7 protein-coding genes are annotated in these 12,239 nt (G+C 73.2%); 6 read left to right on the forward strand and 1 reads right to left on the reverse strand.

From position 1 onward, the window contains the following. Positions 1-162: 162 nt before the first annotated feature. The 6 genes from mreD (at position 163) to FMEAI12_RS08835 (ending at position 11,537) form a co-directional block, all read left to right on the forward strand. The gene (gene mreD / locus FMEAI12_RS08810; protein ID WP_071061506.1) at positions 163-699 is read left to right on the forward strand and encodes a rod shape-determining protein MreD; all 537 of its coding nucleotides are present in this window, start codon (positions 163-165) and stop codon (positions 697-699) included. Next, positions 696-3,047, forward strand: a complete 2,352-nt coding sequence (mrdA, locus tag FMEAI12_RS08815) for a penicillin-binding protein 2 (RefSeq protein ID WP_112105638.1) — start codon at positions 696-698, stop codon at positions 3,045-3,047. The genes mreD and mrdA overlap by 4 nt, the downstream gene beginning before the upstream one ends. 162 nt (positions 3,048-3,209) lie before the next feature. Next, entirely contained in the window at positions 3,210-4,445 is a 1,236-nt protein-coding gene (rodA, locus tag FMEAI12_RS08820) for a rod shape-determining protein RodA (RefSeq protein ID WP_071061510.1), read from the forward strand. A 45-nt stretch (positions 4,446-4,490) separates the two neighbouring features. After that, positions 4,491-6,524, forward strand: a complete 2,034-nt coding sequence (locus FMEAI12_RS08825; RefSeq protein ID WP_112105639.1) for a TIGR03960 family B12-binding radical SAM protein — start codon at positions 4,491-4,493, stop codon at positions 6,522-6,524. Next, positions 6,508-7,269: a TIGR03936 family radical SAM-associated protein gene (locus tag FMEAI12_RS08830; RefSeq protein WP_020462732.1), complete on the forward strand. Its 762-nt coding sequence runs from the start codon at positions 6,508-6,510 to the stop codon at positions 7,267-7,269. Before FMEAI12_RS08825 ends, FMEAI12_RS08830 begins: the two co-directional genes overlap by 17 nt. Before the next feature lie 113 nt (positions 7,270-7,382). Beyond that, positions 7,383-11,537, forward strand: coding sequence for an Rne/Rng family ribonuclease (locus tag FMEAI12_RS08835; RefSeq protein ID WP_112105640.1), 4,155 nt, complete (start codon positions 7,383-7,385; stop codon positions 11,535-11,537). A gap of 65 nt (positions 11,538-11,602) precedes the next feature. On the opposite strand, the gene FMEAI12_RS08840 is transcribed toward FMEAI12_RS08835, so the two are convergent. Continuing rightward, positions 11,603-12,239, reverse strand: a 637-nt coding sequence (locus FMEAI12_RS08840) for an MFS transporter (RefSeq protein ID WP_235013837.1), incomplete at its 5' end; no start/stop codon positions are given.

Genomic DNA, 12,239 nt, shown 5'->3' on the forward strand with positions numbered 1-12,239 from the left:
GCCGCCGGCCGGCCAGCCGTCCGCGCCCGCCCAGCCCGACGGCGCCCAGCAGCCGGCCGGGCAGCCCCAGGCCGGGCAGCCTCAAGCCGGGCAGCCTCAGGGTGGTCAGGCGCAGGGCGGTGCGGGCGTCCCCGCGGCCGCGGGTGCGGGCTGAGGTCGGCCGTGTGGGATACCGGAACCTCCGAGGAGAGCCTGCATCCGCGCACGTTCGTGGCCGCGGTGGTGGTGCTGCTGGTCGCGGTCGTCCTGCAGGTCTCGGTCGTGGCGCGGCTCGGTGCGCCGCTCGGCCGGCCCGATCTGGTCCTCGTCCTGCTCGCGATCATCGCGTTGATCGAGGGGCCGATGCTCGGCGCGGTCCTGGGCTTCGCCGTGGGGCTCGTGGCCGATCTGTTGTCCACGCATGTGATCGGGCAGACCGCGCTCGTCCTGTGCCTGGTCGGGTATCTCGTCGGCCTGGTGATGAACGCGGCGGAGCGCTCGATCGTCGTGCCGCTCGCCGCGGTCGGCGCCGCGGCGGCGCTGGGCACCCTGGGCCACGCGGCGACGACGTCGATCCTGGGCGACGCGGCCCTCACCGGTGGCCAGGCCATCGTGCGCGCGATCGCCGCCGGGCTCTACGCCCTGCTCGTCACGCCGTTCCTGTTCCCGCTCGCGGCGGCGGCCTCCCGCCGCCTGCACGGGGATCGGAGGCGGGTGTGACCGACCGGATGCGCATCCGGCTGCTGATCCTGCGGGTCCTCGTGCTCTCCCTGCTGGTGACGCTCGGCGCCCGGCTGTGGGTGCTGCAGATCCTCGACGGCGAGCGCTACCGCCAGGTCGCGGAGACCAACCGGGTCCGCGAGGTGGTCACCCCCGCCACCCGGGGCATGATCGTCGACGACGAGGGTCAGCCCCTGGTGCGCAACCGCACCTCGCTGGTCATCTCGGTCAACCGGTCGACCATCGACCGCCAGGCGGACAAGGGCAAGGCCGTGCTCGACCGGCTGGCCACCGTCATCGGGGCGCCGCTGGCCGAGCTCGAGCAGCGGGTCCGCTTCTGCTCGGCCACGGTGCGGGCGCCGTGCTGGAACGGCTCCCCCTACCAGCCGGTCCCGGTGGCGAAGGACGTCACCCCGGCGCAGGCGCTCGCGGTGATCGAGCACCCGGACCGCTTCCCGGGTGTCTCCGCGGACCTGCAGGCCGTCCGCGAGTACCCGAACGGCCAGCTCGCCGCGCACGAACTCGGCTACCTCGCCCCGGTCTCCCAGGACCAGCTCGACAAGCAGGGCGACGAGAAGGGCTACCACCTCAACAGCCTGATCGGCGTCTCCGGCCTGGAGTACACCTACGACGACGCGCTGCGCGGCGCGGACGGGGTGGAACGCCTCGAGGTCGACCGGTTCGGCCGGGTCGCCGGCACCGCGTCGACGACCCCGCCGGTCAGCGGCGACCACCTCGTGCTCAACCTCGACCTGGACGTCCAGCGCGCGGCCGAGGAGGCGCTGGCCACGACGCTCAACTCGCTCGGCGGGGGAGCGCGGTCCGCCTCCGCGGTGGTGCTGGACGTGCGCACCGGCGGCGTCGTCGCGTTGGCCAGCCTGCCGTCCTACGACCCGTCGGTGTTCGTCGGCGGCGTCTCCCAGAACGACTACGCCGCGCTGTCCGACCCGGCCAACGGCACCCCGCTGCTCTCGCGGGCCTACCAGGGCTCGTCCGCGCCGGCGTCGACGTTCAAGGTCGTCTCCACCGCGGTCGCGCTGGAGCACCTGGGCGCGAGCGGCGACGACACATACGACTGCGCGCCGACGCTCCAGGTCGGCGACCAGGTTTTCCACAACTTCGACGGCTCGTCCGCGGGACCCATCACGCTGCACCAGGCGCTGGTGATCTCCTGCGACGTCATCTACGACAAGTTCGCCTACGACGCCTGGGTCGCCGACGGCGGGCTGCGCAACGGCCGCGGCCCCTACCCGGAGCCGAAGGAGTACTTCGCCCGAATGGCCGAGGGACTGGGCTTCGGCCGGCGCACGGGCATCGACCTTCCCGGCGAGACCGCCGGCACGGTCGTGGACCGTGCCGAGGCCAAGCAGATCTGGGAGGAGCTCAAGGACTCCTACTGCCGGCGGGCGCAGAACGGCTACCCGGAGGAGCCCGACCCGACGAAGGCAGAGCGTTTCCGCAGATACGCGGCCGAGGCCTGCGTCGACGGCTACCTCTACAACGCCGGTGCCGCCGTGCAGTTCTCCATCGGGCAGGGGCAGTACCTCTCCGCCAGCCCGCTGCAGCTCGCCACCGCCTACGCGGCCATCGCGAACGGCGGGACTCTCTACAAGCCCACCCTCGCCAAGGCCACGGTCTCGCCGGATGGCAGAGAGGTGAAGAGGATCGAGCCGACGGTCACCGGGAAGCTGCCCATCTCGCCGGAGAACCTCGCCTACATCCGGGACTCCCTGCGCGGGGTGACGACCGAGGGCGGCGGGACGGCGGCCGGGGTGTTCGCCGACTGGCCCAGCGACATGGTGCCGGTGGCGGCCAAGACCGGAACGGCCGAGGTCGAGGGCAAGGCCGACACCTCGTGGTTCGCGTCGTTCGCTCCGGCGAACGACCCACAGTTCGCGGTCGTGGTGAGCATCCCGGAGGCGGGGACCGGCGCCGAGTACGCCGCGCCGGTCGCCAAGGAGATCTACAAGGCGCTCTACGGGGTAGGCCGACCCGGGGCGGTGCCTGGGGGCAAGCCACCGGCCGAGCTGCCCGAGCTGGGCCGCGACGGCACGTTCGCTGCGGCGCCCGGGGCCGCGCCGGACGCGGGCGCACCCGGTACGACCGCCCCGGGCCCCCAGGCGCCGGGAACAGCGGCGCCGGGCGCGGGTGCGTCGGGTACGACCGCCGCCGCCGCGGTGCCGGGGGATGCAGCCGCGGGAACGACGGTCCCCGGTGCGGTGCTGCCCGCTGTTTTCGCGGAGGCCAGGCACCCGGCGCCGCCGGTGGAACCGGGTGTCGGCGGCACCGGCGAGCCGGCGGCCGGCGAACAGGTGCCGCGGGCACGCGGCCCAACCGGGCACGACTGACGGTGCGAGGCCGGCCGGCGCCGATCCGGCCGGCCACCGGGTCCACAGCCGGCCACCAGGGCCACAGCCGGCCGGACATCCCACGGACGGCCACTCGGCAGTTCGGTCCACCCACAGTGCGGCCGGCATGGCCGGGGCCGCTCACAGACGGGGAGGGGAACGATGACGCAGGACCCGGGTCCTACCGCGCTGCGCTCCTCCCCAGTGCTGGTCCGGGGGCGGATCGGGCAGCTGCGCGACCGCGCGTCCGGGCGGCACTCGCCGCTGCGCCGGCTCGACTGGCCGCTTCAGATCAGCGTGATCGCGCTGGCGCTCCTCGGTGCCCTGCTGGTCTGGTCGGCGACCCGCCAGCGGCTGGAGGAGACCGGGGGAGACCCACAGACCTTCCTGAAGCGCCACCTGCTGAACCTGGTGATCGGCCTGCTGCTCGGGGCCGCCGCGACCCTGGTCGACTACCGGATCCTGCGGGCGTACGCGCCCTTCGTCTATCTCGGCTCGCTGGTCGGTCTCATCGCCGTCCTCCTGGTCGGCACCACCGTCAACGGCGCCCACTCGTGGATCGTGCTCCCGGCCGGCTTCCAGCTCCAGCCGTCGGAGTTCGCCAAGGTCGCGCTCGTCGTCGGGGCGGCGATGATCCTCGGGGAGAAACACGAGGACCGGCACACCGGCATCCGGCGCGGCGCGCCGGGCCACGGCGACGTGCTGCTCGTGCTCGGGCTCGCCGTCGTGCCGATGGCCCTGATCATGCTGCAGCCCGACTTCGGCACGGTCATGGTGCTGGTGTTCGTCACCCTCGGCATGCTGGCGGTGAGCGGCGCGCCGCGGCGCTGGGTGCTCGGCCTGATCCTGTGCGGGGTCCTCTTCGGCGGGGCGATCCTGCAGTTCCACCTGCTCAAGCCCTACCAGGAGGCACGCCTCACCTCGTTCGTCTCCGAGAACAAGGCGTCGTCGTCCACCGGATACAACGTCGACCAGGCGATGACCGCGATCGCGAACGGCGGCATCACCGGTCGTGGTCTGTTCGAGGGCCAGCAGACCCAGGGCCAGTTCGTGCCCGAGCAGCAGACCGACTTCGTGTTCAGCGTCGCCGGCGAGGAGCTCGGCTATCTGGGGGCCGGCGGTGTGATCGTCCTGCTCGGCGTGGTGCTCTGGCGGGCGCTGACGATCGGCTTCCACTCGCAGGACTCCTTCGGGGCGCTCATCGCCACCGGCGTGGTCTGTTGGTTCACCTTCCAGATCTTCGTCAACATCGGCATGTGTCTCGGTGTGATGCCGGTGACCGGCCTCCCATTGACGTTCCTGTCATACGGCGGTTCCTCGATGTTCGCGAACATGATCGCGGTCGGGCTGTTGCAGAACGTCCGCCTGCGTTCGCGCTCGGACCCCTACGCGCTCTGAGGGCTGAGGCGGTCGGCCACCCTCCGGTGCCGTAGGCTCGCGGGCATGTCCGGACAGTCGCTGTTTCCCCTCCTGGAGCCGCTGCTCCCACGGGTCCGGAAGCCCGTCCAGTATGTCGGCGGCGAGGGGAACGCGGTCGTCAAACCCTGGGGCGACGCCGCGGTCCACTGGTGTCTGATGTACCCCGACGCCTACGAGGTCGGGCTGCCGAACCAGGGCGTCCAGATCCTCTACGAGATCCTCAACGAGCAGCCGGACGTCCTCGCGGAGCGCACGTACTCGGTCTGGCCGGATCTCGAGACCCTGATGCGTGAGCACCGAATACCGCAGTTCACTGTGGACGGCCATCGCCCGGTCGGGGATTTCGACCTCTTCGGGGTCAGCTTCTCCACCGAGCTCGGCTACACGAACCTGCTCTCGGCCCTGGATCTCGCCGGCATCCCGCTGCGCACCGCGGACCGTGCCGCCCCGGGTGACGGCCTGACCTGGCCGGTCGTCATCGCCGGCGGGCACGCGGCCTTCAACCCCGAGCCGATCGCGGACTTCGTCGACGCCGTCGTCCTCGGGGACGGCGAGCAGGCCGTCCTGCTGATCACCGACATCACCCGGGCCTGGAAGGCCGCCGGCGCGCCCGGTGGGCGCACGGAGCTGCTGCACCGTCTCGCCCGCCGCAAGCTGGTCTACGTCCCGGAGTTCTACGACGTCAGCTACCGGCCGGACGGGCGGATCGCGGCGGTCACCCGCAACCGGGACGACGTCCCGGAGCGGCCCGCCAAGCACACCCTGACCGACCTCGACTCCTGGCCGTACCCGAAGACCCCGCTCGTACCGCTGGCCGAGACGGTGCACGAGCGGCTGAGCGTGGAGATCTTCCGCGGCTGCACCCGCGGCTGCCGGTTCTGCCAGGCCGGGATGATCACCCGTCCGGTGCGGGAGCGCAGCATCACCACCGTCGGCGAGATGGTCGACGCCGGGCTCGCGGCCTCGGGTTTCTCCGAGGTGGGCCTGCTGTCGCTGTCGAGCGCGGACCACAGCGAGATAGGCGAGATCGCCAAGGGCCTGGCCGACCGCTACGAGGGCACCAACACGGCGCTGAGCCTGCCCTCCACCCGGGTGGACGCCTTCAACGTCACCCTCGCCAACGAGTTCTCCCGCAACGGCCGCCGCAGTGGGCTCACCTTCGCCCCCGAGGGCGGCTCGGAGCGGCTTCGCAGGGTCATCAACAAGACGGTCAGCGCGGAGGACCTGGTCCGCACGGTCAGCACGGCCTACGCGAACGGCTGGCGGCAGGTGAAGCTCTACTTCATGTGCGGCCTGCCCACCGAGACGGACCAGGACGTCCTGGAGATCGCCGATCTCGCCCGCGAGGTCATCCGGGCGGGCCGGCGGGCCAGCGGCCACCGCGACATCCGGTGCACCGTCTCGATCGGCGGGTTCGTCCCCAAGTCGCACACGCCGTTCCAGTGGGCGGGGCAGGCATCCCATGAGGTGACCGACCAGCGCCTCAAGCTGCTGCGTGACACCGTGCGCGCCGACCGTGAGGTCGGCCGGGCGGTCGGCTTCCGCTACCACGACGGGCGTCCGGGCATCATCGAGGGGCTGCTCGCACGCGGTGACCGCCGGGTCGGCCGGGTGATCGAGCGGGTCTGGCGCGACGGTGGCCGCTTCGACGGCTGGAGCGAGCACTTCTCGTTCGCCCGCTGGGAGGCCGCGTGCGAGGCGGAGCTCACCGGGCTCGGCGTCTCGCTGGACTGGTTCACGACCCGCGAGCGCGACGAGCGCGAGATCCTGCCGTGGGATCATCTCGACGCCGGCCTCGACCGTGACTGGCTGTGGGCCGACTGGCAGGACGCCCTGCGCGCGACCGAGCTGGACGACTGCCGCTGGACCCCCTGCTACGACTGTGGGGTGTGCCCGACGATGGGAACCGAGAACCAGATCGGCCCCACCGGGCGCACACTGATCCCGGTGATCCCGGTGGGTCGTACCGATGCGTCGGCTGTATCGGCTGAACCGGGCCCTGCCGGGTCGTCCCCTGTTCCGTCCGACCTGGCGCGGGTCAGTGCCTCGTCGACCTGAGGGCCCGCCGCCCCCGCCGGTCGTGGCCAGGGTGCGGGTCCGGTTCGCCAAGCGGGGGCGGCTGCGCTTCCTGTCGCACCGCGACATAGCCAGGACCTTTGAACGCGGCCTGCGTCGCGCCCGGATACCGGTCGCGTTCTCGGCCGGGTTCAGCCCCCATCCCCGGGTGTCGTGGGTCGGCGCGGCACCCACCGGCGCCGCAAGCGAGGCCGAGTACTTCGAGGTCGCGCTGTCGGCCCCGATGGAGCCTGAGCAGGTACGCGCGGAACTCGACGCGGCGCTCCCGCCCGGGCTGGACGTCCTGCACTGCGTCGCGGCGGACAGCCCGCCGCTGCCGGACCGGATCGACGCGTCCCGGTGGCGGCTGCGGATGCCCGGCGTCGCGATCGCCGATCTGGACGTCGCCGTCGCCGAGCTGCTGGGTCGGGAGTCACTCACGGTCGAGCGGGCCACCAAGGACGGACGGCGCCGCGTGGACGTGCGCGAGGCCGTGGTCTGGGCCGTTTGCCGTGCAGAGAACGACACCTGTGCGATACTGGACGTGGTCGTACGGCACACGACGCCCGCCGTTCGACCCGACGACGTGCTGACCGCCCTTTCCGCGGTCGCCGTCCTCAGCGTCCCGGTGCCGCCCGAGCCAACACGACTCGAACAGGGCCGGTTGCGCGAGGACGGAACGCTGGCGGACCCGCTGGTACCGGACCGCGACGAGGCTGCCCGGCTGGTGGGTCAACTCGAAGCGTGATGCAGGGCGTCGCAGGATTGCCGGCGGCACAACCGTCGGACCGAGACAGTGGCTTCTGCGCGGCCGCGACTGCTGACACAGCGCGCCCGGGAGCCCGAGAGGCTTCATAACCCGTGCCCGAAGATCAGATCATCGAGGACCAGGCCACGCGCTCCGAGGTAACGCCCTCCGAGACCGTGCCCTCCGACAACACCCTTGCCGATACCGCGGCCCCTGCGGCGGCGGCTCCCGAGTCGGTGACCCCCGCGACAGCTGTCGCTGAATCTGCGGCCCCTGAGAGCGTGACCGCCGAGACCGCTCCGCAACGCCCCACCCGGCGCCGCCGCGCGGCTGGCCGACCGGCCGGGCCGCCACCTGAGGAGGCAGGCCCGCCTGCCGCCGCGGCCGGTGGCGAGACCGCCGTGGACGCGGCCGATTCCGCCACCGGTGCCGGTGCCGGTGCCGCGTCCAGCACTCTCCCCGTGTCCGACGGCGCGGCGCCTGACGCCGCGGTACCGCTGGTCGAGGCCGGCGCCGAGCCGGCGCCCGAAGCCGCGCCGGCCAAGCCGGCCCGGCGGGCGAGGACGACCCGGCCGCGCCGGGCCTCCCGGGAGGTCAGCGAGGCCGTACCCGACACCACAGCCACCCCCGCTCCCTCCGACACCACGTCGCCCGCCGCCGGCTCGCCCGACACGACGTCGCTCGACACCAGGACACCTGAGACCACGTCGTCCGCCACCGCGGCGCCCGAGGCCGGAGCGGACAACGTCCCCGGCTCGCCCGGGCAGGTCGCGAAGGGCGACGTCACCGCGTCCGATGCGCTCGTTGACACTACGGCGTCGGGCGAGGCTGCCCCCGCCGTGACCAAGCCGCGTCGCACCCGTGCTCGTCGGGCGGCCACGAAGGTCGAGCCGGCGGCCGAGCAGACTCCCGCCGCCTCCGCTCCGGCCACCGCCGCAGCCCCGGACTCGGCGGCCGACGCGGCCACCCCGCCGGCTCCCGAACCGGCCATCGACGAGACCGTCGACCCGCTCGCGGAGCCGGTCGACGAACTGTCGGTGAACGCCACCCCCGACGTGGACGCCGGGACCAGCGCTGCCGGGACTGGCGCCGCCGCGACGGACGCGCCCGGGGCTCAGCCGGCGGTCGCGTCCTCGCCGGAGCCCGTGATTGCCGCGACAGTGGCGGAAAGAGCGGCTGTGACGGGAGCCGGAACCACCGGAGCCACCCCCGCGGCCGGTCCCGAGGCGGTCGCCGGAACGGAGACCGCCCCCGGTCCCGAGGCGGTCGGTGCGCCCGAGCCCCCGCGGGCGGAGCGCACCTCGCGGCGGCGCACGCGGGCGGTCGCCCCGACGTGGACCAGCGGCGCCGAGGCGCCCGCCCCCGCGCCGGTGACCCGGCAGTCGGCCCGTCGCCCGGTGGCGATGATCACCTTCCAGCAGCCGGAGCCGGCGGTCGTGGAACCGTGGCCCCGCCGCCGTCGTGACGCCGACGACGCGCCGGTCGAGCCCGTCGTGACCGGTCGCGGCGGCCTCACCGGTGCGGGCCTCGACGACGTGGCCTCGGCCGACGAGATCGTCGACGCGGCCGACGACGCGGTGGCGTACGACACCGCGGAGTTCGGTGAGGCACTGGAGACGGAGAGCAGCGAGCAGGCGTTCGACGGCGGCGAGTACTCGTCCACCGACGCGGACGGCGACGACGCCGGACCGGGCGGAACCCGTCGCCGTCGCCGCGGCCGCCGCGGCCGTGGCCGGGCCCGCGGCGAAGAGGAGATCTCCGAGACCAGCGACCTTGCCGAGGAGCAGGTCGACGAGGCCGAGGAGCACGACGACCGCGAGCCCGAAGCCGAGCCGGTGGAGCGTGAGCCCAGGTCCTCCCGCCGCCGCTCACGTCGCTCGCCGACGAGGGAGACGTTCGACGAGGCGGAGGAGATTGACTCCGAAGCCGAGCTGGTGGCCGGAGCCGACTCCGGAGCCGACGCCGACACCGACGCCGAGTCTGACGCCGACGACGGCGCGGACCTCGAGGACGGCGCGGACGACTCGGCCGAGGACGGTTCGGACGATGACCGCGCCGGTGGATCTCGCCGCCGCCGCCGGCGCCGCCGCCGTTCCGGGACCGGCGCGGAGACCGCGCCGATCCCCGACGACCCCCCGAACACCGTCGTGCACGTGCGCGAGACGCGCCGGGACGACGACCTCGTCCGCGGGGTCAGCGGTTCCACCCGGCTGGAGGCGAAGCGCCAGCGCCGGCGCGAGGGCCGCGACAGCGGTCGCCGCCGCGCACCCATCGTCACCGAGGCCGAGTTCCTCGCCCGGCGGGAGTCGGTCGAGCGCCGGATGATCGTCCGGCACAACGGTGACCGCACCCAGATCGCCGTGCTTGAGGACGGCGTCCTGGTCGAGCACTTCGTGACGCGCGCCAGCTCGGCGTCCTACGCGGGCAACGTGTACCTCGGGCGGGTGCAGAACGTCCTGGCCAGCATGGAGGCGGCGTTCGTCGACATCGGCAAGGGCCGCAACGCCGTCCTGTACGCCGGTGAGGTCAACTACGACGCCTCGGGCCTCGACGGCCGGCCGCGCAAGATCGAGCAGGTGCTGAAGTCCGGGCAGTCGGTGCTCGTCCAGGTCTCGAAGGACCCGATCGGGCACAAGGGCGCGCGGCTGACCAGCCAGGTGAGCCTGCCCGGCCGCTACCTCGTGTACGTGCCGGACGGCCAGAACGCCGGAATCAGCCGCAAGCTGCCGGACACCGAGCGCGCCAGGCTGAAGAGCATCCTCAAGAAGATCACTCCGGAGAACGGTGGGGTGATCGTCCGCACCGCGGCGGAGGGCGCGAGCGAGGCCGAGCTCGAGCGCGACATCGAGCGCCTCGTCGCGCAGTGGGAGGACATCCAGCGCAAGGCGCAGAAGGCCAGCGCGCCGTCCCTGCTCTACGGCGAGCCCGACCTGGTGGTGCGGGTCATCCGCGACATCTTCAACGAGGACTTCACCGAGCTGGTCGTCCAGGGGTCGCACGAGGCCGCGACCGTCGAGGGCTACGTCGACACGGTCGCCCCGGACCTGCGCGACCGCGTCCGCCGCTACGTCGGCACCGGGGACGTCTTCGCCGAGTACCGGGTGGACGAGCAGCTCGCGAAGGCGCTGGACCGCAAGGTCTGGCTGCCCTCCGGCGGCTCACTGGTCATCGACCGCACCGAGGCGATGACCGTCATCGACGTCAACACCGGCAAGTTCACCGGCAAGGGCGGCAACCTCGAGGAGACGGTCACCAAGAACAACCTCGAGGCCGCGGAGGAGATCGTCCGCCAGCTCCGGCTGCGCGACATCGGTGGCATCATCGTCATCGACTTCATCGACATGGTGCTGGAGAGCAACCGCGAGCTGGTGCTGCGCCGGCTCACCGAGTGCCTCGGCCGGGACCGGACCCGCCACCAGGTCGCCGAGGTGACGAGCCTGGGCCTCGTCCAGATGACCCGCAAGCGGGTGGGCCAGGGCCTGCTGGAGGCCTACAGCGAGCCGTGCGCCCACTGCAACGGGCGCGGTGTGCTCGTCCACCTCGACTCCGCGCACTCAAGGGACGCGCAGTCGCGGGACGGGGCACAGCCGAGGGAGGCGGCGTCGTCGGCGAGCCAGCCGGCGGCGGAGGCTCCGGCCCAGGCGGCCGGTACCTCCACGGGCCGCCGCGCACGGCACGCGACAAAGCCCGCTGGTCCGGCCCTCGTGGCTGCCGCGGTCTCGTCGGCCGTGGACGGGGCGCATATCTCCTCGGACGATGCCATCGGGTCCGTGAACGGCTCCGCATCGGCTGAATCGACTGATTCGTCTGGATCAGTTGGATCGGCTGGGGTCTCGGGGTCGGCGGAGGCGGTGGCTCCTGGTGAACACCCGGCCACTCAGGCCGGCGCGTCCTTGCCGGACGCCGTCGCACCGCGGGCCGCCCGGATCGCCGTAACGGTTGGAGCCGGAAGCGATCAGGGCACTGAGAGCAACGGCGTCGACAGCAGCGGCGTCAGTGGCGGGCCCGGGGCTAACGGGGCCGGGAGTGGCGGGGCCGAGGGCACCACGGTCGACGGTGAGTCGCGGCCGGGTTCCGGCGGAATCCCGGTGTTCGCGAACACCGACGATCCGGACAGCGTGTTGCATTCCGGGACGAACGGTGCGGGCACTCCGGCTGGCGCCGAGAAGCCGGCCCGCGCCCGTCGCCGTCGCGCATCCCGCCCGGTCTCCAAGCCCACGGACACCGCCCAGCCGATCCCCGTTCCCTCCGAAGCCACCAGCACCTGACCCCCTCACCCGCCACACTTCTCTCGGCCGCCGACCCTATCTGCGTGGGTTGTCCGGCTGAGGGGTTAGTAGAGGTTCGGGGTGTTGCGGCCGGCGGCTGCCGGGGCGGCTCGGACGAGACCGTGGCATCCGCGCTGGCGCATCAGCTCGTCGAGGGTTGCCCGGGAGCGTCGCAGCGCTCCGTCGACGGCCTGGCGCGCGCGGGGCTCGTCCCCCATCTGCAGGGCGTACGAGGCCATGACCAGCGTCTGGACCAGATCATCCTGCTCGGACAGCGGGTCCGCCATCCGGGCCGGCCCCGCTGGGTCGGCGTCGGCCGGGCTGGTCGTCAGCCGTGTGCCGCTGGTAGCCGGTCCCGCGCCGCTGGTTGCGTGCATCGTGCCGCTGGCGGCTCCCGCGCTGCCGGTCATGGGCAGCGCGCCGCCGGTGCGGGTGGTGGTGGGCGGGGCCGGTGTGGTCAGCTCGCGGCCGTGGGCGGCGAGCCACGCCGCCGCGACCGCGGTGGTGATCGCCCATCCGGCCCGGACCCAGGCCGGGGGGTCGACCAGCCCGTCGAAGGTCAGCTCGGTCGCCATCAACACGACGAGGATGACGAGCACTCCTGCCGCCGCGGGGGCCGCCCGACCGGGCACGGCCTGAGCGGGCACGGCGTGCGCGCGCATGGAGTGGGTGGGTACCGCCTGGGTAGGCGCGGTGGGGGTG

It is taken from the genome of Parafrankia sp. Ea1.12 (assembly GCF_900465275.1).
GTDB classification, from domain to species: domain Bacteria; phylum Actinomycetota; class Actinomycetes; order Frankiales; family Frankiaceae; genus Parafrankia; species Parafrankia soli.